This is a genomic window from Streptantibioticus silvisoli, assembly GCF_027947535.2.
Taxonomy (GTDB): domain Bacteria; phylum Actinomycetota; class Actinomycetes; order Streptomycetales; family Streptomycetaceae; genus Streptantibioticus_C; species Streptantibioticus_C silvisoli.
On sequence record NZ_JAAGKO020000001.1, the window covers coordinates 1 to 23,466 of the forward strand.

18 protein-coding genes are annotated in these 23,466 nt (G+C 71.6%); 14 read left to right on the forward strand and 4 right to left on the reverse strand.

Going from position 1 to position 23,466, the window contains the following annotated elements; all coding sequences use genetic code 11:
- Window positions 1–367: 367 nt before the first annotated feature.
- Window positions 368–871: a MarR family winged helix-turn-helix transcriptional regulator gene (locus POF43_RS00005; RefSeq protein ID WP_271324380.1), complete on the reverse strand. Its 504-nt coding sequence runs from the start codon at window positions 869–871 to the stop codon at window positions 368–370.
- A gap of 85 nt (window positions 872–956) precedes the next feature.
- Here POF43_RS00005 and POF43_RS00010 point away from each other — a divergent pair, with 85 nt between their 5' ends.
- Window positions 957–1,892, forward strand: a complete 936-nt coding sequence (locus tag POF43_RS00010; protein WP_271324379.1) for an NADP-dependent oxidoreductase — start codon at window positions 957–959, stop codon at window positions 1,890–1,892.
- Between the two features lie 216 nt (window positions 1,893–2,108).
- Complete coding sequence (locus POF43_RS00015) at window positions 2,109–2,537, forward strand: nitroreductase family deazaflavin-dependent oxidoreductase (RefSeq protein ID WP_271324378.1); 429 nt, start codon at window positions 2,109–2,111, stop codon at window positions 2,535–2,537.
- A 218-nt stretch (window positions 2,538–2,755) separates the two neighbouring features.
- On the opposite strand, the gene POF43_RS00020 is transcribed toward POF43_RS00015, so the two are convergent.
- The 3 genes from POF43_RS00020 to POF43_RS00030 form a co-directional block, all read right to left on the reverse strand.
- Complete coding sequence (locus POF43_RS00020; RefSeq protein ID WP_271324377.1) at window positions 2,756–3,988, reverse strand: ATP-grasp domain-containing protein; 1,233 nt, start codon at window positions 3,986–3,988, stop codon at window positions 2,756–2,758.
- The gene (locus POF43_RS00025; RefSeq protein WP_271324376.1) at window positions 3,985–5,286 is read right to left on the reverse strand and encodes an ATP-grasp domain-containing protein; all 1,302 of its coding nucleotides are present in this window, start codon (window positions 5,284–5,286) and stop codon (window positions 3,985–3,987) included. The genes POF43_RS00020 and POF43_RS00025 overlap by 4 nt, the downstream gene beginning before the upstream one ends.
- A gap of 459 nt (window positions 5,287–5,745) precedes the next feature.
- Window positions 5,746–6,750: a hypothetical protein gene (locus POF43_RS00030; protein WP_271314704.1), complete on the reverse strand. Its 1,005-nt coding sequence runs from the start codon at window positions 6,748–6,750 to the stop codon at window positions 5,746–5,748.
- 2,330 nt (window positions 6,751–9,080) lie between these two features.
- Here POF43_RS00030 and POF43_RS00035 point away from each other — a divergent pair.
- The 12 genes from POF43_RS00035 (at window position 9,081) to POF43_RS00090 (ending at window position 23,269) form a co-directional block, all read left to right on the forward strand.
- On the forward strand, window positions 9,081–9,617 hold the full coding sequence (locus tag POF43_RS00035) for a hypothetical protein (protein ID WP_271325938.1): 537 nt from the start codon (window positions 9,081–9,083) through the stop codon (window positions 9,615–9,617).
- 121 nt (window positions 9,618–9,738) lie between these two features.
- A complete protein-coding gene (locus tag POF43_RS00040) occupies window positions 9,739–10,188 on the forward strand; it encodes a hypothetical protein (protein ID WP_282704339.1) in 450 nt (149 codons plus the stop codon).
- A 1-nt stretch (window position 10,189) separates the two neighbouring features.
- Window positions 10,190–11,446: a hypothetical protein gene (locus POF43_RS00045; protein ID WP_271323338.1), complete on the forward strand. Its 1,257-nt coding sequence runs from the start codon at window positions 10,190–10,192 to the stop codon at window positions 11,444–11,446.
- A complete protein-coding gene (locus POF43_RS00050) occupies window positions 11,446–12,996 on the forward strand; it encodes a methionine--tRNA ligase (protein WP_271323339.1) in 1,551 nt (516 codons plus the stop codon). Before POF43_RS00045 ends, POF43_RS00050 begins: the two co-directional genes overlap by 1 nt.
- On the forward strand, window positions 12,993–14,033 hold the full coding sequence (locus tag POF43_RS00055; protein ID WP_271314452.1) for a S66 peptidase family protein: 1,041 nt from the start codon (window positions 12,993–12,995) through the stop codon (window positions 14,031–14,033). Before POF43_RS00050 ends, POF43_RS00055 begins: the two co-directional genes overlap by 4 nt.
- 11 nt (window positions 14,034–14,044) lie before the next feature.
- The gene (locus tag POF43_RS00060) at window positions 14,045–15,082 is read left to right on the forward strand and encodes an adenine nucleotide alpha hydrolase family protein (protein ID WP_271323340.1); all 1,038 of its coding nucleotides are present in this window, start codon (window positions 14,045–14,047) and stop codon (window positions 15,080–15,082) included.
- 80 nt (window positions 15,083–15,162) lie between these two features.
- The gene (locus POF43_RS00065; protein WP_271314454.1) at window positions 15,163–16,038 is read left to right on the forward strand and encodes a class I SAM-dependent methyltransferase; all 876 of its coding nucleotides are present in this window, start codon (window positions 15,163–15,165) and stop codon (window positions 16,036–16,038) included.
- Window positions 16,035–17,360, forward strand: a complete 1,326-nt coding sequence (locus POF43_RS00070) for a pyridoxal phosphate-dependent aminotransferase (protein WP_271323341.1) — start codon at window positions 16,035–16,037, stop codon at window positions 17,358–17,360. The genes POF43_RS00065 and POF43_RS00070 overlap by 4 nt, the downstream gene beginning before the upstream one ends.
- A complete protein-coding gene (locus POF43_RS00075) occupies window positions 17,357–18,586 on the forward strand; it encodes an MFS transporter (RefSeq protein WP_271323342.1) in 1,230 nt (409 codons plus the stop codon). The genes POF43_RS00070 and POF43_RS00075 overlap by 4 nt, the downstream gene beginning before the upstream one ends.
- A 46-nt stretch (window positions 18,587–18,632) precedes the next feature.
- Window positions 18,633–19,760, forward strand: coding sequence for an inosamine-phosphate amidinotransferase 1 (locus tag POF43_RS00080; RefSeq protein WP_271323343.1), 1,128 nt, complete (start codon window positions 18,633–18,635; stop codon window positions 19,758–19,760).
- A 67-nt stretch (window positions 19,761–19,827) separates the two neighbouring features.
- A complete protein-coding gene (locus tag POF43_RS00085; protein ID WP_271323344.1) occupies window positions 19,828–21,198 on the forward strand; it encodes an MFS transporter in 1,371 nt (456 codons plus the stop codon).
- Between the two features lie 91 nt (window positions 21,199–21,289).
- Window positions 21,290–23,269 (forward strand): B12-binding domain-containing radical SAM protein, encoded by a 1,980-nt coding sequence (locus POF43_RS00090; RefSeq protein WP_271323345.1) that lies wholly within the window; start codon window positions 21,290–21,292, stop codon window positions 23,267–23,269.
- Window positions 23,270–23,466: the final 197 nt, after the last annotated feature.

Consider the following 23,466-nt stretch of genomic DNA (forward strand, 5'->3'; position numbering starts at 1 on the left):
GAGTTGACCCGACGGCGCGGGGGCGCGGCGCGGGCGGGGGCGTCAGGGGCCGGGGCGGTCTTGCGGCGCCGGGCCGGCAGGACTTGACGCGGGCTTGCGGCGCGAGGCCGACAGGGCTTGGACGTCCCCACGGCGACGGGTCGTCAGGGCTTGGGGCCCTCCGGCGCGGCGGCCCAGCGATCCGGCGCTCCGGCGGCGCAGGGGCCCGGCAGCCCGGCGCGAGCGAGCCTTCAGGGCTTGGGCGCATCTCGCGGCTCGGGACCGTCGGAAGTCGGCACGACCTTGCGGCTCGGGACCGTCAGGGCTTGGCGTGGCCCTGCGGCGGCGGGCCTTCAGGGCCGGCCGCCGCCCTGCGCGCGCCGGGCGGTCAGGACTTGGGCGCGTTCTTGCGGCGCGGGGCCGCCGAGCGGGGCGGGATGGCGGTCATGTGGGTGCGGATGCGCCCGAGCAGGCCCCCGAGGACGGTGGCCTCCCGGGCGGTCAGGGGCGCCAGCAGGAGTTGCTGGACCAGGTCGACGTGACCGGGCAGTACGCGGCCGAGCAGGGCCAGGCCCTGCGGCGTGGCGGCGACGATCACGGCGCGTTCGTCGTCGCTGGAGGACTCCCGGGTGACCAGGCCGGCCTTCGCCAGCTGGGCCACCTGGTAGGTCAGTCCGCTGCGGCTGTGGACCAGGCGGTCGGCGATGTCGGTCATCCGCCGGCGGCCGTCGGGGTTCTCACCGAGCGTGGCGAGGATCTGGAACTGGGTGTAGCTGAGGCCGCCCTCCTCGCGCAGCTGCTGGTCGACGGCGTGCTGGAGCAGGCTGCTGACCTCCATCAGGGCGAAGTAGGCGGCCAGCTGCTCGGGATCGAGGGGCGAGGTGGGAGACATGAGGGCAGATCCTACTTGCTACGAATTCAAAGCAGGAGTAGGGTCGCAACATGCTTCGAATTCGCAGCATCTGAGGAGGCTTCCCATGAAGGCATTGAGGTTCCACGAGTACGGCGCCCCGGACGTCCTGCGTTACGAGGACACCGCCCGGCCGGAGCCGGCGCCCGGCGAGGTGCTGATCGAGGTCGCGGCGACCTCCTTCAACCCCGTCGACGCCGCGATCCGCGCGGGCCTGCTGCGGCAGGTCTTCCCCGTCGCGCTCCCGCACGTCCCGGGCATCGACGTCGCCGGAACGGTCGTACGGCTCGGCGCCGGCGCGACCGGCCGGGTGGCCGGGGACCAGGTGGTCGGCTTCCTGCCGATGCTGCTCGACGGGGCCGCCGCCGAGTTCGTCACGGTCCCGGCCGCCCTGCTGGCGCCCGCGCCCACCACGATCCCGCTGACCGAGGCCGCGGCGCTGCCCGCCACCGCGCTCACCGCCTGGCAGGCGCTGTTCGAGCACGCCGGGCTGCGACCCGGCCAGCGGGTGCTCGTCAACGGCGCGGGCGGCGGCGTCGGCGGGTTCGCCGTGCAACTGGCCAAGGGCGCCGGGGCGTTCGTGATAGCCACCGCCGGCCCGCGCAGCACCGAAGCGGTCCGTGCGGACGGCGCGGACCAGCTCGTCGACCACACCGTGACCGGCCCCGCCGAGGCGCTCACCGAGCCGGTCGACGTGGTACTCAACCTGGTCGGCGCCCCCGAAGCGCGTATGGCGGAGCTGACCGCGCTGACCCGGCCGGGCGGGGTCGTCGTCAGCACCGCGTCGCCCGCCGTCGCCGATCCGGCCCGTGGCGTACGGGCGCTGGGCATGCAACTGCGGGCCGACGCCGACCAGCTCACGTCGCTCGCCAAGAAGGTCGACGCCGGCGAACTCCACGTCCGGGTCACCGCCAGCCATCCGCTGTCGCAGGCCGCCCTGGTGCACGAGCGCAGCGCGGCCGGCCTGATCAGCGGCAAGGTCGTCCTGACTCCCACCGACTGAACGACCCCGGGGTCCGCACCGCACCCGGTGCCGACCGGACTGCTCGCACGCCGAACCGCTCGCGCCCTGAACCTCCCGCACCCTGAACCGTTCGCGCCCCGGCCCCGCTCAGGGGCGCACCGCCGAACCACGCACGCCTTGCTCCCCTCACCCCTGACCCACTCACCCGGTGCCGCCCGGCGCCGGGGTGGGCCGGGGCCGGAACGGAGAACACCCATGTCGGACACGAACGACTTCAACGCCCGTACCATCGCCGAGTTCCGCGCCCACCACGGACAGGTCGGCGGCAACTTCGCGGGGGCGCCGCTGCTTCTGCTGCACACCGTCGGGGCCCGCTCCGGGGCGCCCCGGATCAACCCGATGATGTACCTGTCCGACCAGGGCCGGTACCTGGTGTTCGCCTCCAAGGCCGGATCCGACCGCAACCCGGACTGGTACCACAACCTGATCGCCCACCCGGACGTACGGATCGAGGTCGGCGACCGGACCCTCGCCGTACGCGCCGTCGAACTGCTCGGCGCCGAACGCGACGCCCACTTCGCCGAACAGGCCCGTCGTTACCCCGGCTTCGCCGGCTACCAGCGCGCGACCGAACGCGTCATTCCCGTCATCGCCCTGACCCCGCTCGAAGGGACCTCGTCGTGAGCATGGAACTGTCCGAGGGCGGCATCGTCCTCCTCTCGGCCCGCAACCCCTCGTCCTTCGGCTGACGCGGGGCCGGGGCGTACGGAGAACAGGCCAACGTCAGGCGAGCGTACGCCGGACCGGGGTGCGCCCAGGAGGACGCCCCCGGAGAAGCGGCCCCCGGAGCGGGGAAATCCGGAGCAGCGGTTCCCGGAGCGGAGAAGCGACCCCCGGTGCCCTCAGCTCGGTGACACCTCGTACGTCAGGATCGCGAGGGCGTCGGCCACGCGCTCGCGCAACTGCTGTTCGTCGCGTCCGGTGACCATGACCGCCGCGAAGAAGTTCTCCTTGGCCAGGGTGGAGACGCGGTACCCGTTGATGACGTAGGCGTCGAGGACGCCCTCGACCTCCCGCAGTTCGGCGGCGGTCGTTCGGCAGTGGACGACGCCGAGCGCCTCGGCCCCGACCGGGACGATCGCGATCGGGTCGGCGTTCCGCACGCCCTCGGCCGGCGCGGGTGCGGCGCCGAGGGCCATGTCGAGGGAGACCTCGATGGGATCGATCCCGGTACGGTGCTTGATCGCCGCGGTGTACAGGCCGCCGCCGGGCCGGGGGTTGATCTCGATCAGCCCCACCCGTCCCCCGTCCGCCACCCGTCCTTCGACGTGCAGCCACACCCCGTCGAGACCGAGCCGGGTCACCAGTACCTGGAGTTCTCCGACGAAGCGGGTGACGGCCTGGTCCGGCACTCTCGCCGGCGGGGACGTCCGCAGGCCGCGGTCACGCAGCCGCACCGAGTCGTGGTCGGGCTTGTCGGCGACGAAGACCGTCGTGAACCTGCCGCCGAGGACGTACCCGTCGACGGAGAACTCCTCCCCCGTCAGGAACTCCTCGGCGATGAAGCGGAGCGGGACCGGTGCGTCCCGCAGCCCGGCGACGGCGTGGTCGAACTCCTCCCGGGAGTGGACGAGCCGCACGTCGCGCGAGGCGCCGCTCACCACGGCCGGCTTGAGCACCACCGGGTACTCCCGCGGGGGCGCCGACGCCAGTTCCGCGATCGAACCGTCGGTCCACCGCAGGGGGAAGACCCCGGCGGCGTCCGCGGCCCGGCGGACCGCGGCCTTGTCCGTCAGGGCGGCGAGGCCGGGACTGGGGTTCGCCAGGCCGAAGTGCCCCAGGAGCGCGTCGCGGCGCGGGATCAGCGACTCCACCATGTTGACGATCGCGGCTGGCCGGACCCCGGCCCGTTCCACGGCCGCCGCGATGTCCTCATCGGTGCCGTTCCAGTCGACGACGACGTGGCCGTCGCACGCCGCGGCGTTGGGATCGTCGGCCACCTCGGAGACCAGTACCACTCGCCAGCCCCGCTGCCGCAGCGCGGGACTGAGCCGGGCGACGCCGCCGGCCAGCATTTCGGACAGCAGCAGGGTCGTGCGGACCTGCCCGTCCGCCACTCGGTACGGCTCGGTCATCCTCCCACCACCGGAACGGTGACCACGGGGAGCCGCCGCGGGATCTCCTGCACCAGCGCCTCGAACTCCTCGAACGTATCGGCGCCGAAGAAGGCGAACACCACCCACTCCGAGGGATGCCGCATCTCCAGCACGTCCGACGGCGCGTGCCACACCTGCGCCTCGAACACCCCGGGGACCGCCATCACGTCCTCGACGCCGGGAATCCGCACGATGCGGCCGGGCGCGTCCGGCCGCAGGTGCACCATGCCGATGTAGGGCGCCACCGGACGCGGGGCCTCGGTCCGGCCGTCGATGGCCAGATCGGCGATGACCTTCCAGACGCTTCGCCCCAGAGCCTGACTGATGAGGCCGGGAATCCATCCGCCGCCGACCCGGGTCGCGATTTCGGAGAACACGATGCGCCCGTCCGGCTGCCGGAACACCTCAAGGTGAATCATCGTGTCGACGACCCCGAGGGCGCCCATGACACGCTCGACGAACGGTTCCATCCCGGCGTACAGCCCGGGGTGCGCCTCACGCGACAGCAGTTCGCCGCCGTCCTGGGGGCACTCACCGCGCTGGACCGCCAGGCGGGGCGCGAAGTAGCGGGAGATGAAGGAGAAGTGCGGCCCGTCCGCGCCCCAGTAGGCGTCGACGTGCAACTCCTCGCCGTCCACGAAGGACTCCACGATGAGCTGCCGGGAGAACAGCACCGGCTCGTAGGTGAAGGACCGGCAGACCTCGCGGAACTCCGCCGCGTCCCGCACCCGGTGGGTGCTCATCGTCCCGAAACCGGCGGCCGGCTTCACCACGACGGGGAAGGTGAGGCGCTCCGCCAACGCCGCCACGGCCTCTGCGTCCGACGGATCGGGCAGGGAGAAGAAGTCCGGCGTCGCGACCCCGGCGGCGGCGAGCAGGTCCTTCATCAGCCGCTTGTCGCGCGCGGCGACCGAGGCGGTGACCGGGGTCCCAAGTCCCAGCAGCTCCGCGATGTACCCGGCGCCGAGTTGGGAGAACTCGGCATAACTCACGACCTTGGCGACGTGCGGATCCTGCAACCGGATCGAGACCGCCACGGTCGCGAGCTCCTCCAGGGCGGAGAACGTACTCACCGTCTGGACCGAGAGCGCCCGGGAGAGCAGTTTTTCGTCGATACCGGCGTACGCGACGTCGAACTCGTCCAGGACGACGTGCACCCGGGTTCGTTCGAGCAGTTCCCTCGCGAGCTCCGGTTGCCACTTGAGCATCACGATCGATTGCTGGACGGCCGACGATCCGTGCGGATCACCGGTTCTGAGGCCGCCAGTTGAGTTCACGCATCCATCCGTTCAAGTGAAGAGGACAGTTTCCTGGTGCTGACGGGAGGCAGGTGATGACGGGAGTGCAGGTGATGACGGGAGTCGCGTGCGGGGGCGCGGCGGTGTGCGGTGCGAGGCGTGGGGTCCCGTCCGCGGCCGGACAGGCCGGATCGGCGGCGGTCACCGCGTCGGCTCGGGTGACCGCCTGTCCGGCCGCGATGCTGACGGCCATGTCGACCGCGTCAACGTCCGTAGGACCGGCGGACGGTGACGCCGGGAACGGCACGCCGGCCCGCTCCCGAAGCTGCGACGGGTCGGCCACGCCAGTACGGCGACGTGTCCGACGCGCTCGCCGACCCGTTCGGTGACGGCTTCGACGACCCGTCCCATGGCGCCGTCGCTGATGTCCTCACTCACGGCTTCGCCGGGCCGTGACCGCGGTCGCGACCACGCCCGGCCGACAGAAGCAGGACCGCGCTAGACGTTCATGAACGCGTACGAGCTACCGCACTCGAATACCTCGCCCAGCCGCAGGTGGTCGCTTTCCCCGCGTAGGTAACGGGCCGTCGCGTCGAGCTTGGCGTCCCATTCCTCCGGATCGAGCGCCTTCGCCCGGCTCGTCAGTTCGGGGTTGTCACGGTGGAACTCCGCCATCGACGGCACCATGTAGGAATTCGCGATGCGAGTGGTCTCCGAGCACAGGAACAGCGTGATGGTCGGCCGGTCGGCGGCGGTCTTCCGGTCCACCTCCACGTCGTGGATCTGGTCGTTCGACATGAAGTAACTCTCTCCCTGCTTCAGGAGAACGCGTTCCTCGGCGGTGCGAAGACGGCTGGACACATACTCCTGGTGCGGCGGCCACACTCCGTCAACGCGCTCAAGAGCGACATCCTGATAACGGTCGGTGGCCCCGGCAGGCATCGCCTCGGAAGTCTCCTGGTAAATCGACTGCCGCATCTCTCCGACCGACACGTACGACACGAACGCGAAAGGGTGAGAATGCGCCGGTTCAACGATCGCACCGGGTTCGAGTCGCTTGGTCGACTCGAAGCCCTGCGCCTCGGGATTCGGCTGCCAGATGTGAATGCTGGCATGCCATTCCGCGACCGGGTAGCCCATGAACTCCTCGACCCCGGCGCCTGCGGGGGTCGTGCTGGCGATCGCCTTGTTCTCCGAGGCCAGCACCAGTGACTGGCCCGCCCAGCCGTAGATGCAGTGCGCCCGACCGGCGCGGGAACGCTCCGCGATGTCGTGTTCCGACGGGCGGCCGGACTTCAGGGACGTCCGCATCAGTTCGAGGAAGGCGGCGAGATTGTCCGCCCGGCCGAGAGTGCGGACGAAGGCGTTCATCCGCGAGATGCGGTCGGCACCCTCCGGCGTGTGCCGGATCTGTTCGAGCAACCCTTGCAGCTTCTCCAGCGTCTCGGTCGCGTCGGTCACACCCTGCTCGGATTCGGCGAGGATATTCGTGATCGATTCCACGGTCTCGTCATCGCAGTACCCCGATGACAACGCGTCACGCGAGCTGACCAGTGTCGGCCCCTCGGAGTTCTCAGAGTTGAGCCAGCCGGCAGTCATCAACCGTAGCCTTTCCTAGCACGCGATCCACTGACTTCCACCGTAGCGGACAGGACGCATACGTCCTCAAGTCCCGCGACGGAAGTCCCGATTGCCCAGTATCCTCACGTCACCAGCAAGAGTCCTGATTGCCCGCTTTGATTGTCCCGGGTGTTTGCTCGGCGCGGTGTGCCGGCCGGGGCTGGAAAAGTGAAAGCGCCACTTGAACCGGGGAGACAGGCTCGCCAAAGGTCTCTGTCGTCCCGGTCGGAATGCACTTTTCGGGGGCACACTACCGGGTCGCGGCCCGAACTCGCCGTCCCGGCCACCGCCCGCACCGCGGGCAGCCGCGCGGCATCCGGCCGCCACCGCATCCCGCCGACGGCACCGACTCGATCGCGACCCACGCCGATACGCCAGGTCGACTGAGGTCGCGGCACCGGACCTTACTCCGACGGCGCCGCGATGACCATGGGGGTATGACCAGGATGACCCTGAGGTGGCGCCCGCCGGCGACGAGGCCACGGCCGTCGCCCGGCACGACGGGTTCCGGTGTCGCACGGGCCGCGGCCGTCCTTCTTCCACCGGCCCCGCACGACGCCGCGGAGATGTGGTCGCGTGCGCGGCGGTCGCGCAACAGGCGGACGAGTGCGATGCGGTGGCACGCGGACGGCGACGTAGCGGGGCACGAAGGAGTACAGAGAGGAGTACGGAAGGGCAATAGAGGGGTGTAGAGAAAGGCAACGGGGCAGCAGGGCACGGACATTGACGGAACGGGTGCCGACACACCGCCCTCGCCCCCGCCACCACCCGCCCCCCTGTCAGCAATCCCGACCGGGGCACGCGCTGACCTGCGGCGACCGGTCAGCGGACCGCGAGAGCGCCTGGAGTCGCACCGGGAGACGTGCCGAGAGAGGCGCCGACACCCGCTCGGGCGACCGGAGTTGGCCCCGGGGCCCTGTTCGGCAGCCGTTGTTCCCGTGGCGGGCCGAGCGCGCGTCGTCGCACCCCGACCTCCGGTGCCCCGCGCGAACGCGACGCCCACGGACCAGCGCCTCACCGGCGGCGTGATCATGACCGGCGTCCCGCGCGAACGCGACGCCCACGCGACAACTGCGGTCGGGTCACGATGCGTTCGACGAGCCGACGGCGCGGCCACGACCGGGCAGGACTACGCGGAAAGCGGCACGCCACAGCGATCCGACAGAGGGATGACGGACCGCCGGCACCCGGACATCCGCCCCGGCCGACCGCACGGAGGGGCCATCACCCCGCCGACACCCCGCCCCCGACAACAACCCATCCCGGGGGCAACCCCTCCCCCTCGACCATCCCGTCTTCCGGAATCGCCTTGCGGGGTGAAGCATGCTGGGCAACGAGAGGCGGTAAAGGGAGCACCCGCGCCGGGAGATCGTCACGCTTTTTGCGATTTCTCTTCCCGCCCCGCATCCTCTCTTCCCAGAATATTTCTAGGGAAAATACTAGTACCAAGCGCCTCGAACGGGCGCCCTGGTCTACTATGCCCGTTCCATGGCATCTGGGAACGGTATTGCGGGGGTGGAGACGAAAAGCCCCTCGAACAGATTCCAGCAATTGGCCACACTCCATCATGTCCGATGGCTTGAAACGGCGGGCGATTCGCGCCCGAACAGGCTTGACGCGTGCCCGTTTGCTGCCCGAACCCCACGTGGGAGCGATAGGACACAGTGCGCTCGGGGGTCGTTCGCGGCCCCGTCAAGGGAAATCAAAACCGACACGCGACCCCTGACGCCCTGTCTCAGAGGTCGTGTACGCTCATGCCCCATCAAGCGCCTCGCTAGGCGTAATTGCAGATCCGTCACGTCCTCGGACGCCTCGGCCGGCCGCGAAGAGCATCGCCGTCGTGGCGGCGAATCCAAGCCGCCCGACCGCTGCGCGACCTGGCTCAACTCGTCCTGGCGGAGGGGGCGGAGCGATGGGACCAAGCCATGTGGGCTGCCGAATGTGTGTTCCACGGCAAGAGAGAAATGCGGCCGTCCTGGACGGTCGGTACGGCGCAGGAAGGCAGGTCTGATACTTTTTTCTTCTCGGTGCGAATTACCGCCCCACAATCACTGGTGACCTTTCGAGTCCCGTGTCCGAACCATCCCTTCCTGGCTGCGCGTACCTCATCCCGGCATGTAAGATCGCACCGTAGGACGGCCCTCATGCTCAATTCGCAGACACGTGTCCCGGCACCCGCCTCCGCCAAGGGTGTTCCGTGCTCTCCGGACATCATGGACCTGCCGTTCTACGACCTCCCGGTCGGCCCGCAGGACCTCGTGGGCCACGAAACCGCCTGCTTCCGGCGTGCTCGCGGCATCCGGTCGGCACGTCGGGCGGACATCGCCGGATCGGTCTCCTCGCCCCTGGGCCCGGGCAGCGAATCGCAGCCGGTGCGTATCAACCTTTTCGACATTCAGGTATATCCCGCGAACTCCGCGCGTTTCCCGCTGGAATACGGAACTCACCCGACATCGGCCGACGGTCACCACCGCACGCCGGGTTTTGTCGGTGAGAATGCAGACGCCACGCACCCCGGCCGGCTCTTCCACCGTCAGATCGCGGTCAACGACACGTCGAACGACGTGGTGGCCGCCGCCGAAGCGGGTGTACGTCGTCCGGCGTCCGCCGTCATGACCGTTCCCTGCGACGAACCGCGCCGCACGGCCGGCCGGACCGCACACATCAAGACGTTCCCCGGTGCGACCACCCCACGCACCCCGCGCACGACCTTCGAGGAAGCGCCCGACGGCGTCCTCAACCCCGCCTGACCCGGCGCCACGAGACGCTGCGCACCCCCCAACTCCCACCCCCCACCTCACCCGTCCCACACCCTCCGGCTTCGCCAACTTCCCCAACTCCCCGGCCCACCCGTCGCAGAAAGGAGTCACCGTGCTGTACGCCAGTACCACCGCGAAGTCGGTGACAGCCGTGCTGCGGGGATCGGGGTTCGAGGAGCTGTTCCCGCTCAACGCGGTGCCGGCCGGCAACGCCCGCCGGGTGCGCTACGGCACCCACGTCACCGCGCGCCGGGACGGCAGCCGCTGGGCCGTGCGCTCGTACGGCACCGGGTTCGACCTGGTCGACCCGTCACGGCGCGACCTGTGCGGGCGCTGGTACTCCCTCGGTTGGGGCATGGTCGGCTCCCGCCAGGCCGACGAACTGCTGCTGGTCCAGGCGGACGGAATCGAGGACGCGGAGGCCGACCGGCTGGTCGGCGTGCTGGCCGGGGCGGTCGCCGGCCGCTCCAGCTGTTGGACCCACAGCGTGGAGCCCGGCCGGCGCGGCGCGACGCTGCGGATGGCCGCGGTGCTCGGCCCCGTACCCGAGGGACGGGACTGACATGGCGACACAGCCGTACGTGCGGGCCCTGGATGCCGCCGAGTTCATCATGGGCCCGCCCACGGTCAAGGGCACCCCGATGTGGCGCGGTCGCGGGGTCGACGCGGTGCGGCTGCTGGTCGACGACTACCTGGCCCTGGTCCGCGAACGTTTTCCGGCCGAGGTCGTCGAGCACGGCTTCCTCGCCTCGCAGGCCGACAACCGGCGGGTCTTCGGCGAGTACGGGAACGTCTACGAACTCACCGACGTGCCGGGCGATCCCGACGCGCAGTTCCGCTCCGACAACATCGTCGCCTCCATCGCCCGGCTGGAGCGCGACCGCAGCGCGGGGCCGCTGGTGGCCATCGGGGCGATCATGCGGCACTTCCCCGGCAGCACGCCGCCGCTCTTCCGCGACCGGCTGGTGTGGCCGGTGGTCGAGCTCAACCAGCTGGTGGAGGCCGAACAGGCCGACAGCGTCCTGGACTTCCACCGCTCGGTCGTCGAACGGATGCTGTGGGACATCGGCATCCCCTCGATCACCGTGTGCACCGACGAGCTGGCCGGCTACGGCAAGGTCACCTACCTGGTGGTCACCGCGCTGCCGAACCGGCGGCCCACGGTGCTGGCCACCTTGTACGTCCTGGCCGACGGCCTGCGCTCCGCGCTGGGCCCGCGGCGCGAGATCATCGACATCGGCTTCACCGGCAAGGTGCTGGCGACCGCGGCGATGCTGCACATGGACGCCCGCGGCCTGGCGCTGCCCAGCACCATCGCGCCGGTGCAACTCGGCGTGACCGCGGCGCCGCAGAGCGATCCGGCGACCTGTGAACGGTGGCTGACCGGACTGCGGGCGGCCGGCCTGCGGTGCGAGGTGCGGCAGGCGGGCGGCAGCAGCCGGTCGCGGGCCCGGGCCGAGGAGTACTGGCACCGCACGGGCACCCCGCTGGTGATCGGTCTGGACCGTTCCCCCGACGCGGTGACGCTCTGCACCCGGTTCCCGCTGCACCGCGTACCGCTGGGCGAACTGCCCGCCCCCGAACGGGTCCGCGACCTGCTGGACCGGCACGACACCACCTTGCGCTCCCGCTCCCGGCGCCTGCTGGAGACCACCGTCGAGCGCAACGGCCACCTGCGCACCCTGTGCCCGCCCTGCGCCGCCCGGCCCGGTGTCGCGGTCTTCGGCCACGTCGTGCCGGCGAAGCCCGGCGACTGCCAGGAGTGCGGCGACGAGGCCGGGCAGCCGCTGTTCCTGAGCGAGGAAGGCAGGTTCTACTGATGACCGCGCCGGTCTTCGTCTCCACCACCATCCCCTACGTCAACGCCCGTCCGCACCTGGGTCACGCCTTCGAGTACGTGCAGACCGACGTCTACGCCCGGCACGCCCGCAGCCGGGGCGAGCAGGTCTTCCTGTCCAGCGGCACCGACGAGAACAGCCTGAAGAACGTGCGGGCCGCCCGCGCCGGCGGCGAGCCGGTGCGCGACCTGGTCGACCGGCACGCCGCGGGCTTCACCGCGCTGCTGTCCGCCCTCGGTGTCGTCCCCGACCGCTTCGTGCGCACCAGCGCGGACGCCGACCACGCGGCGGGCGCCACGGCGGTGTGGGAGCGGATGGCGGCCCGCGGCGACATCTACAGCCGGTTCTACGAGGGCAGTTACTGCGTCGGCTGCGAGCAGTTCCTCACCTCGGCCGACCTGGTCTCCGGCTGCTGCCCGGTCCACCGTGAGCAGCCCGTCGCGGTCCGGGAGCGCAACTACTTCTTCCGGCTCTCGCGCTACCAGGACGAGGTGATCGCCGCCCTCACCGACGGGCGCACGCGCGTCACCCCGGCGCCGCGGGCCAACGAGATGCTGGCGATGGCCCGGGCCGGCCTGGCGGACATCAGCGTCTCCCGGTCCGCCGAGCGGGCCGGCGGCTGGGGCATCCCGGTCCCGGGCGATCCCGGCCAGGTGATGTACGTGTGGGTCGACGCCCTCACCAGCTACGTCAACGCGCTCGGCGGTCCGCGGGGCGGCGAGCTCTACGACCGCTTCTGGCAGGGCGCGCGGCGCCGGGTGCACGTGCTGGGCAAGGACGTCGCGCGCTTCCACGCCGTGTACTGGCCGGCCATGCTGATGTCCGCCGGGCTGCCGCTGCCGACCGACCTGGTGGTGCACGGGCACATCACCTCGGCCGGCCAGAAGCTGAGCAAGACCTCCGGCACCGTCGTCGACCCCGTCGACCTGATGGACCGCTACGGCGCCGAGGCCCTGCGGTACCTGATGCTGGCGGACTTCTCCCCCTGGTCCGACACCGACTTCACCGAGCCGCGGCTGGTCGCCCGGTACAACGACGACCTCGCCAACGGGCTGGGCAACCTCGTCGACCGGGTGACCGCCATGCTGCACCGGTACCGCGGCGGGACCGTACCGCCCCCGGGCACGCCCGGCGCACCGGAGGCCGGCCTGCTCGCCGCCGCCACCACCGCGTGCCACGCCAGCGCCGAGGCGTTCGACCGCTTCGAGCACCGGGAGGCCGTCGCCCACGTGTGGGACCTGGTGCGGCGGACCAACGCCTACCTCAGTGAACGCGAGCCGTGGCGGCTGGCCCGGTCGGCCGGTGAGGACGCGGCCGCGGCCGCCGCGCTCGACACCGTGCTGCACCACGCCGCCGGCGCGCTGGCGACCGTGGCCCGGCTGATCGACCCGGTACTGCCGGCCACCGCCGGCCGGCTGCGGGAGGTCCTCGGCCTGCGGGACGCGGCGCACGGGCCGGACGGCGTCGTGGTCACCGGACTGCGCGTCGGCACGCCTCCCCGTCTCTTCCCCCGGTTGGAGTTGTCCTGGTGAACGGCACGATGGTGGTCAACCGGCTGGGACTGCGGGTGCCCGCGGCTCCCGCCCCGGGGCAGGCCCTGGGTCTGTGGACCCCCTCCTCTCCCGCGCCCGCGCTGTTCCCGCGGCGCTGGGGCCGGGCCATGGAGGCCCTGAGCACCGCGGGGTTCGAGGTGGTCACCGCCGCGTCCACGGTGGCGAACGCGGGTGTCGGCGCGGCCGATCCGCGTGAACTGGCCGCGGATCTGCACCGGTTGCTGCGCGACGACCGGGTCGGGGCGATCATGGGGACCACCGGGGGGCACACCTCTTCCACGGTCCTGCGGTACGTGGACTGGGACCTGGTCCGTGAGGCGGGCAAGCCGATCATCGGCTACAGCGACCTGACCAGCGTGCTGTGGGCGACGCTGTCGCGGGCCCGGCTGGTGTCCTTCCACGGTCCGATGGTCATCTCCGAGTGGGGCGAGTTCGGCGGCCCGTGGCCGTACACCGTCGGCAACCTGCGCGCGTGCCTCGATCCGCGCACCGCGCCGGTGGAGCTCGCACCGCCGCCGCAGTGGACGGACGAGTCGCTGTGGTGGGACAGCACGGACGACCGGCGCCGCACCGCGGTGCCGGGTACCTGGCGCTGCCTGCTGCCCGGCACCGCCGAGGGCTGGCTGCTGCCCGGCTGCGCCCCCACCGCGAGCCTGCTGTTCGGCACCCCGTACCTGCCGGACGTCGAGGGCGCGATCGTCTGCCTGGAGTTCCTGGAGATGGGACCCGACCAGGTGTGGGCCCATCTGACGCAGTGGGCGGACAGCGGCCTGCTCGACCGGATCGCCGGGCTGGTGATCGGCCGGCACTTCCGGCCGCGCACCGCGGCCGGGGGGTCCGGGGACTTCGACGAGGTCGTGCGCGCCGTGGTCGGGCGCAGGAACCTGCCGGTGCTGGTGGACGTCGACTTCGGGCACACCGAGCCGAGGCTCACCCTGCCGGTCGGCGCCCGCGCCCGGCTCGATGCCACCGGCTGCGGCCTCACCCTGCTGGAAAACTCCACCACCACGCCTTGAAGGAGGACCGTATGAGCGGCGCATTGTTCACCGATCAGGACGGAACCGTCGTCGTCGAGACCGACGCACGGGTATGTGTGCGGTGCGTACTGCCCGAGACGTTTCCCGAAGCCGGGTTCGACGCCGACGGGGTGTGCAACTACTGCCGCAGCGAGGCCGAGCGGATCGAGGGCAGCCAGGAGGCGGTCGACTCCGTCCTGGCCGCCAGCCGCGCCAGGGGCGCGGACTACGACGTCGTCCTGCTCTACAGCGGCGGCAAGGACAGTTCACTGTCGCTGATCGACCTGGTCGCCAACCGCGGCCTGCGCGTGCTGGCCCTCACCCTCGACAACGGCTTCCTCGCCGAGGTCACCGCGGCCAACATGCGGGCCGTGCTCGACAGCGTCGGCGCCGACCACATCGTCCTGCGCCCCCAGCGCAAGCTGATGCACGGCGTCTACCGCAGCGCCCTGACCGGGGACTTCGGCCCGGAGACGGTGAAGTACTCCACGGCCGCGTGCGGTTCGTGCATCGGCATGGTCTTCGCGGCGGGCATGCGCACCGCCTCCTCCTACGGCGTCTCCCTGCTGGCCGGCGGCTGGACCCCCGGACAGATGACGACCTCGGCGTTCGTGCCGACCTCCTTTCTGCGCGAGGTGGTCGACCGCAACCTCGACCCGGTCCGGCTGACCGCACCGGAGCTCAAGGACGGTCTCGACACCTGGACCCACGACTCCGGTGAACTGCCCATCGGCCTGGTCAACCCGCTGTACGCCTCGGACTACAGCGAGGCCAAGACCTTGTCGGTGCTGGCCGAGCACGGCTGGCAGGCGCCGCGCGACACCGACTCCTGCTCCACCAACTGCCGCCTCAACGGCCTCCTGATCCTCGACCACCTGCGCAAGTACGGCTACCACCCCTACGTCTACGAGATGGCGCACCACGTCCGTCTCGGGGCGATGACCCGCGACGAGGCGCTGGCGAAGCTGCGCCACACCAAGGTGCCCACCGCCTCCGTGGGCCCGGTCGCCGTCGAACTGGGCATCCGCTCGCCGTTGCAGACCGTCTGAGCCGCTCCACCCCGTTCCACCCCTTTTCCTCCCTGTTTCTCCGCGGTTTCTCCTCCTGATCACGAACCCGAAGGGGCATCATGAGCACGCCCACGCTGACCGACCTCGCCACCAAGGCCATCGACGACCTGTCGGTCGCCGAGATCAACGAGCTCGACTTCTCCCGGGTCGTCGCGCTGACCAACGAGCCGAACATGTGCTCCGGTGGCGGCGCGACCGTCCGCCGGGTGCTCCAGCTGGCCGGCCCGCTGCGCGGACGCCCGGTGCTGGAGGTCGGCAGCAACACCGGCTTCACCAGCATCGAGATGGCCAGCTGGCTGGACTCGCCCGTCACCGGCCTGGACGTCAACCCCGTCTCCAACGCCTTCGCCGAGGCCAAGGCCAAGGCTGCGGGTATCGACAACGTCAACTTCGTGCTCGGCGACGGCCAGGGCATGCCGTTCGAGGACGACTCGTTCGACCTGGTCTTCGCCAGCAACGTCACCTCGTTCATGACCGACCACCGCCGGGCGTGCGACGAGTACTACCGGGTGCTCAGCCCCCGCGGCGTGCTCGCGGCCGTGCCGATCTACTACCGGAGCACGCCGCCGGAGTCGCTGCGCAAGGCCGTCGAGGCGGCCATCGGCGTGCCGCTGCCCATCACCAGCGAGCAGTACTGGATCGACATCTTCTCCCGTGAGGGCGTCTCCCTCATCGAGGCCGAGCCGTACGAGTACGTGCGCCAGACCCCCGAGCGCATCAACGCGTACGTGGAGACGGTCATGGACCAGTCGCACCTGGCCAGGCAGTCGGCGGAGAAGGTCGCGGCCCTGCGTTCGCGGCTGGCGCACTTCTACGACATCTTCGACGAGAACCTCTCGTACGCCGGCTACTCGATCCTGCTCTTCCGCTCCGGCCACCCGAACCCGGAGCCGATCCTGCACACCACCCGTCGCGTGCACGAGAACCGGGCGTGAACGAGCCGCGCCGCGAGGGCGGCCCGCTGCGGGAGCTGCTGGCCGACTCGATCCGTCCCAACCACCTGCCGGACGTCGCCTGGCTCCAGGAATACCTGGCGGGCGGCGCTCCGGCGGGCGAGCCGATGATGCTGAGCCTCGGTGAGACCTGGGACCACACGCCCGCGGCCCTGCTTCAGGCGTTGCGCGAGGTCCCGTCGACCTCGCACGGCTACCAGATCTCCATGTACGGGCTGCCGCTGCTGCGCAACGTGCTCAAGGAGTACGTGGCCGACACCCAGCGCCTGCCGCGCACCGCGGAGTGGGAGGTGGCGGTCGGCTGGACCGGCACCCGCAGCGCCATGCGCGACTTCGCCGTCCTGGTGGCGCGGGAGCGGGCCGCGCAGGGGCTCGGGCCGGGCACCGTGCTGGCCGTCGCGCCGGCCTGGGACTACGCCGGGTTCGCCGAGCCGCTGGGCTTCACCACCGCCTATGTGCCCTTCGACCCGGCGGCGGCCGACGGCCCGTCACCGGCCGACGTGCGCACGGCGGTCGCCGGACTGCCGGCCGGTGAGCTGTCGGTGGTCGTGGTCAACGCCCAGCACAACCCCACCGGCGCCAACTGGTCGCCGCAGCAGGTGGAAGCCCTGCTGGACGCCGCCGCCGAGCACGGCGCCGCCGTGCTGGTCGACGACGCCTACTACGGCGTCTGCCCGCCCGGGGAAACGGTCACCTCGGCGCTGGAGATCCTGCTGTCGCGGCCGCACGACTCCCGCGGCGGCCGGTGGCTGGGGGTCAGGTCGCTGGGCAAGCAGTTCCACTGCAACGGCTGGGCGCTGGGCGCGCTGATCGCGGCACCCGACACCCTCGACACCCTGGTCAACGACCTGCGCCCGCAGCACACCTTCAACTACGCCATCCACCTCCAGTGGGCCATGGCGCAGTGGCTGGCCGACCGGCCGGCCGTCGAGGAGTACCTGCGCGGCGAACAGGCCGCCACGGCGGAAAAGCGTGCCGCGGTACTCGCCCGGCTGGCCCCCGACAGCGCACGCCGCGCCATCGCCGGCCCGGCGGCACCGTACGTGCTCTTCCCCGTCCCGGACGGCATGGAACTCGGCGACCACCTGCGCCGCTGCGTGCTGGAGTGCGGCGTACTGCTGTCCGACGCCTGGCCGCTGGCACGCACCGGTTCCACCGAACGCACCGGGTACGCACGGATGTACCTGGGCCCGGACCTGGACGTGCTGATGGCGGCCGTCGACCGCCTGGAGGCGGCCAAGCTGTGGCCGGGGCCGGCGGACACCGCCGGCCGGGCGCCGGAACGGGAGCCCACCGCACCGTGAGTCCGCTCGTCCAGACGCTGCCGACCCCCTCGCCGCGGACCCCGGTCCGCCGGCGCGGGGGCCTGTTCGGCGCCGCCATGGTGGTCGACGGCGTCGGCACCGGCATGTTCATGCCGTTCAGCGTGCTGTACTTCCTGCACACCACGTCGCTGGCGCTGCCGCAGGTGGGGCTGGCGCTGACCGCGGCCGGTCTGCTGGCGCTGCCGGCGACCGTGGTGGCCGGTCCGCTGATCGACCGCTTCGGTCCGCTGGCCGCGGTGGTGGCCGGGAACCTGCTGTGCGCCGGCGCGTTCACCGGCTACCTGTTCGTCCGCAGCCTGTGGCAGCTGGCGGTCGTGGTGCTCCTCGCCGCGGCCGGTCAGACGGTGTTCGGGACCGCCACGATCGCGCTGATCGGCAGCATCAGCACGCCGCAGGAACGGCCCGGCTGGTTCGCCCGGCAGTCCGCCGCACGCAACGCCGGGTACGGCGTCGGCGCGCTGGCCGGCGCCGCGGCGGTCGCGGCCGGCACCCACCCGGCCTACCTGCTGCTGGCCGCCGTCAACGCCGTCAGCTACCTGGGGGCGGCGGCGCTGACCCTGGTGTGGCGCGGCGGGGCCGGCCACGCGGCGCCGGTGCCGGTACGGGCGACGGACCAGGAGCCGGCGCCGCGCTACGGCACGGTGCTGCGCGACCGGCGCCTGCTGCTGCTGACCGCCGGCGGTTTCGGCCTGGTGCTGTGCATGAACGTCCTGCCGGTGCTGCTGACGGTCTACCTGACCGAGGTGCTGGGCCGGTGGGCGTTCCTCGGCGGGCTGGCGATCGCCGCCAACACCGTGCTCGTCGTCGTGACGCAGACCAGCGTGACCCGGCGGGCCGGCTGGTCCTCCCCGGTCCGCGTGGTCCGGGCGGCGGCCGCCGCGTGGGCGGTGGCCTTCGCGGCGCTGTGGTCGCTGACCGCGCTGCCGGGGTGGACGGTGATCGTGGCGCTGGCGGTGGCCGTCGCCGCGCTGACACTGGCCGAGATGCTCTATGGGCCGACCGCCAAGTCACTGGCCCTGGCCATCGCTCCGCCGCGGTCCCCGGGCCGCCACCTCGGGTTCTACCAGCTGTCGTGGAGCACGGGGACCGCCCTGGCCCCCGCGATCCTGACCCGGCTGCTCGCCCAGGGACACCAGTGGCCCTGGATCTGCCTGATCGCGGTGTGCGCGCTGGCCGCCACCGCACTGGGCCGGCTTCGTCCATGACCCGACCTCGCCGCGCCTGTCACCACCCTTTCTGTGAGGATGATCAATGACGATCACGAACAACCACCCCGGCTTCGGCACCGCCACGCTGGAACCGCCGGTGGACGTCCGGCGCCGGGCCTGCTCGGCCGACGAGTTCTCCCCGCTGCGCGAGATCGTCGTCGGCCGGGCGGCCGGCGCGGTGATCCCGCAGGCGAGCGACCCGTCGGCGTGGCTGACCCTGTACAGCCACCTCGACGCGGGACAGGTCGCCGCGGTGGACGGCGGGGCGCTGCCCCAGCAGGTGATCGAGGAGTCCGAGGAGGACCTGGAGACGCTGGCGGAGACGCTGCGCGGGCTCGGGGTGGTCGTGCACCGGCCGTCCAGTGTGGACCACGCGGCGCCGTTCTCCACGCCGCACTGGGACTCCGCGTCCGGCATGTACTCGTACTGCCCGCGCGACCTGACGCTGATCGTCGGCGAGACCATCATCGAGACGCCGAGCCCGGTGCGGGCCCGCTACCACGAACTCGACGGGCTGCGGGAGCTGTTCCGCGGCTACCTGCTGGCCGGGTCCGCCTGGATCTCGGCGCCCAAGCCGCAGTTGCGCGACTCGCTCTACGGCGTGGGCCGCGACGGGCTGCCGGTGCTGACCGAGGACGAGCCGGCGTTCGAGGCGGCCAACGTGCTGCGCTGCGGCCGCGACCTGTTCTACCAGGTCAGCACCAGCGGCAACGAGTTCGGCCGGATCTGGCTGGAGTCGTTGCTCGGCCCGCAGGGCTACCGCGTCCACCCGGTACGCGACGTCTACCCGCACACCCACCTCGACAGCACCATCTCGTTGCTGCGTCCCGGGCTGGTGCTGCTCAACCCGTCGCGGGTCACCGAGGACAACATCCCCGGCCCGCTGCGCGACTGGGACCGCATCTGGTGCCCGGAGATGCGCGAGACCGGCGTGTCGGCGACCGGGCAGTCGCTCAGCTCGCCGTGGCTGGGGATGAACCTGCTCATGGTCAACCCCGAACTGGCCGTCGTCGACAGCGCGCAGCACGAACTCATCGCCCGGCTGGAGCGGCACGGCATCTCCGTGCTGCCCCACACCCTGCGCCACGACCGGGCGCTGGGCGGCGGTTTCCACTGCGTCACCCTCGACACCGTGCGGGACGCGCCGGCCGGCGCGGACTACTTCGGCTGAGGCCGAACGGCCGAACTCCCGCCCCGGCCCGGGGCGGGAGGCGAGCACCACAAGGGAGGAGGACCCCGTGACGCTGCTGTCCGGCACCCGGACCGAACAACCCGGCACCGCCTGGGCGCCGCGGCACCGCGCCCTCAGCACCGGGATCCTCCTGCTGGTGACGCTCATGGCCTTCGAGTCGCTGGGCGTCAACACCGCGATTCCCACTCTCGTCGCCGACCTGCACGGCACCGGCATGTACACCTGGCCGTTCGTGGCGTTCCTCGGCTCCAGCGTGGTCGCCACCGTGCTGGCCGGCCAGTTGTGCGACCGCCGCGGGCCCCGGCCGGCCCTGGCGCTGGGGCCGCTGTTCTTCCTGGCCGGGCTGGTGGTGGCCGGCTCGGCGGGGTCCATGTCGGTGCTGCTGGTGGGCCGGGCCCTCCAGGGCTTCGGCGACGGCATGCTGATCGTCCCGGTCTACGTGCTGATCGGCCTGGTCTACGGCGAACGCGACCAGTTGACGATGTTCGCCACGCTCTCGGCCGCCTACGTCGTACCGGCGCTGGTCGGCCCGGCGCTGGCGGGGTGGCTCACCGAACGGTTCACCTGGCGGCTGGTGTTCTTCGCGATCGTGCCGTTCGCGGTGCTGGGTTTCGCGCTGCTGCTGCCGGTGCTGCGGTCGCTGCCCTCCGGGGGCGCGCCGGTCGCGCCCGCCCGGCGCGGGCTGCCGGTCGCCGCGCTGGCCGGCAGCGCGGGCATCGCGGCGATCGGCTGGGCCGCCCAGCACCCGACGCTGCCGAGCCTGCTGCTCGGCGCCGCCGCGATCGCCGTCCTGGTGCCGTCGCTGCGCGTACTGCTGCCCGCCGGGACCCTGCGGGCGCGCCGCGGGCTGCCGGTGACGGTCCTGGCCCGCGGTCTGCTGGCCGGGACGTTCTTCGGCACCGAGGCGTTCATCCCGTACACCCTGACCACGGTGCACGGCTACTCGCCACCCGAGTGCGGGGTGCCGCTCACCCTCAGCGCGCTGGGCTGGGCGGCCGGGTCGTGGTGGCAGTCGCGGCATCCCGGCATCCCTCGTGAGCGGCTGGTACGCGCCGGGTTCGTGCTGACGGCCTGTGGCAGCGCGGGCCTGACGGCCGTCGCCTTCCCCGCCGGGCCGGCCTGGGCGACCGCCGGGGTGTGGGCGGTCGCCGGTGCCGGCATGGGCCTGGCGGTCTCCAGTCTCAGCGCCGTGGCCCTGTCGCTGGCCGGTGACGCCGACCGCGGCTTCACCTCCTCGGCGTTGCAGATCACCGACATGCTCGGCACCGCGCTGCTGGTGGGGCTGGCCGGAACGGTCGTGACCGGCCCGGTGGCCGCGCGGACCGGGACGACGACCGCGCTGGTCGTGCTCGACCTGCTCATGGCCGCCGGCGCGCTGACCGGCGCCGTGCTCACCGGTGCGCGGTGCCGTCCGTGACCGCCGCCGACCGCCGCCGCGCCCCGGCCCGTCCGGTACTCCCCGCTTCACCGCCGTTCAGCCGTTCCCCGCTCAGCCAGAAAGGCCAGACATGACAGCCGACGACGTCTTCGAGCCGGTTTCCGGCGGTTCTCCCGCGCTGTGTCACCTCATCGAGGTCACCGCGATGCCCGAGGTGCGCTACAGCCTGATCCTCGGTTCGCTCCAGGCTTCGGCCCAGGCCGATCCGCAGGTCGCCTCGGCGTACCGGTTCGCCAAGCATGTGCTGTTCCAGGACCCGGGGCTGATGGGCCGGCTGCCGCAGTGGGTGGCCGGGCTGGAGGAGCCCGCGGTGGTGGCCCTGTCGACGTACTTCTGGAACCGGGCCGCGGTGATGTCGATCGCGCGCGAGGTCAAACGGCACTGGCCGCGGTGCGTGGTGGTGCTCGGCGGCAACGACGTCAGCTACCAGACCAAAACGGTCTTCGCCGAGCCGGCCGTCGATGTCCTGGTGCACGGCGAGGGCGAGATCACCTTCCGCGAGGTCCTGCGCGCCCTGGCCGTGCACGGTTCGCCGGCCGGGGTCGCCGGCATCAGCCACCGCGAGGGCGAGAAGGTGGTGACCACCGTGCCGGCCCCGCGCATCATGGACCTGTCCGAACTGCCCTCCCCGCTGCTCAGCGGCGTCTACGACAAGGCCGACCTGGCCGCGTCGCGCACCATCATCATGGAGACCAACCGCGGCTGCCCCTACTCCTGCGCGTTCTGCTACTGGGGCGGCGCGACGAAGTCGAAGGTGCGCCCCTTCCCGCTGGAGCAGGTCAAGGCGGAGATCTCCTACGTGGTGGAGAACGCCCCGCAGAACGCGACCCTGTTCATCGCGGACGCCAACTTCGGCATCCTGCCGCGCGACGTCGAGATCGCCGAATGGCTGGTCGCCGAACTGCGCCGGCACGACAAGCAGATGTTCCTCTACACCAACTGGGCGAAGAACACCAGCAAACGCGTCATCGAAGCCGCACGCATCCTGTACTCGCACAAACTCATCGCGGCCGTGACCCTCTCCGCGCAGTCCTTCACCCCCGAAGTCCTGGAAATCGCCCACCGCTCCAACATCCGCACCTCCACCTACCGCACCATGCAACGCGAGTTCCAGAGCTACGGCATCCCCACCTACACCGAACTGATCTGGGGCCTGCCCGGCGAAACCCTGGAAACCCACCTCGACAGCGTCGAGGAGGCGATCACCGCGGGCGGCCACCCGGTGGTCTATCCGCTGCTGCTGCTCAACAACACCGAGTACACGACGGAGACGTTCCGTGACGAGCACGAACTCGTCACCCGGGTGCTGCCCTACCAGGTCTCCAACCCCGAGATGCAGGCCGAATTCGTCGTCGGACACGCCCGCATGACGCAGGAGGACTGGCAGCGCGGCCTGGACATCCGGCTGGCCGGCGCCGTCTTCTACAACTGCCTCAACCGCTGCGTACTGCACTACCTCAACCTGCGCACCGGCGTCCGCGTCGTCGACCTGTACGCGCGGCTCGTCGACTACCTGGAGAACCTCTGCTCCGACGAGACGGTACGCCGCCTGGCCGCCAACCAGCGGGTGACCTGGGAGGACCCGGCCGCACTCGACCACAGCCTGGTCGGCGAACTCCTGGATTCCGGCGCCATCCCCGAACACCTGCACTACCAGGCCATCGTGCACCGCCTCACCGCCCTCGACAGCATCGCCACCATCACCCGTGAGGCGGCCGAATACCTCTACGCGGGCCTGGACTCCCACGACGCGGTGCCCCGCCAGGAGTTCGAGGCCGTCCTGGCCTTCCAGGCCGTGGCCGCCGAATCACTGGCCGACTGCGTACGCGGCGACAACCGCACCCGCGAGACGTCCCTGCCGGAGGACGTGCACACCCTGCTGGCAGAAGCCGGCCAGGTCACCGAGGCGGCAGCCATCGACGGCGAGGTCCACATCACCCTGGACTCCGGCAACCTGGCGGGCACCCCGGCCGACACCATGCTGCTGGCCATCTACCACGGCAGCGTGCGGGTACCGCGAGCGTTGCAGCCCGCCGTCGTCCCCGTCTGACCGGCAGGCGTACCGGGCGCACCCCATCGGCGTCGCATCGGCCTCGCGTCGGCACCCCATCGGCATCGCGCCGGGCGGGGAGCGGGGCGACGGGCCGGCGGGGGGTCGCCCGGTGCGGCCTCCCGCGCCGCCGTGCCGTCGCTCCGTCGCTCCGTCGCTCCGTCGCTCCTCCGCGCCTTCACACCTCCGCGCCGCCG

Coding starts and splice junctions, on each gene's coding strand:
- POF43_RS00010 (WP_271324379.1), top strand. CDS start 957: ATGAAGGCATTGAGGTTCCACGAGTACGGCGCCCCGGACGTCCTGCGT.
- POF43_RS00035 (WP_271325938.1), top strand. CDS start 9,081: ATGGACCTGCCGTTCTACGACCTCCCGGTCGGCCCGCAGGACCTCGTG.
- POF43_RS00080 (WP_271323343.1), top strand. CDS start 18,633: ATGACGATCACGAACAACCACCCCGGCTTCGGCACCGCCACGCTGGAA.
- POF43_RS00045 (WP_271323338.1), top strand. CDS start 10,190: ATGGCGACACAGCCGTACGTGCGGGCCCTGGATGCCGCCGAGTTCATC.
- POF43_RS00065 (WP_271314454.1), top strand. CDS start 15,163: ATGAGCACGCCCACGCTGACCGACCTCGCCACCAAGGCCATCGACGAC.
- POF43_RS00050 (WP_271323339.1), top strand. CDS start 11,446: ATGACCGCGCCGGTCTTCGTCTCCACCACCATCCCCTACGTCAACGCC.
- POF43_RS00005 (WP_271324380.1), bottom strand. CDS start 871: ATGTCTCCCACCTCGCCCCTCGATCCCGAGCAGCTGGCCGCCTACTTC.
- POF43_RS00015 (WP_271324378.1), top strand. CDS start 2,109: ATGTCGGACACGAACGACTTCAACGCCCGTACCATCGCCGAGTTCCGC.
- POF43_RS00090 (WP_271323345.1), top strand. CDS start 21,290: ATGACAGCCGACGACGTCTTCGAGCCGGTTTCCGGCGGTTCTCCCGCG.
- POF43_RS00020 (WP_271324377.1), bottom strand. CDS start 3,988: ATGACCGAGCCGTACCGAGTGGCGGACGGGCAGGTCCGCACGACCCTG.
- POF43_RS00060 (WP_271323340.1), top strand. CDS start 14,045: ATGAGCGGCGCATTGTTCACCGATCAGGACGGAACCGTCGTCGTCGAG.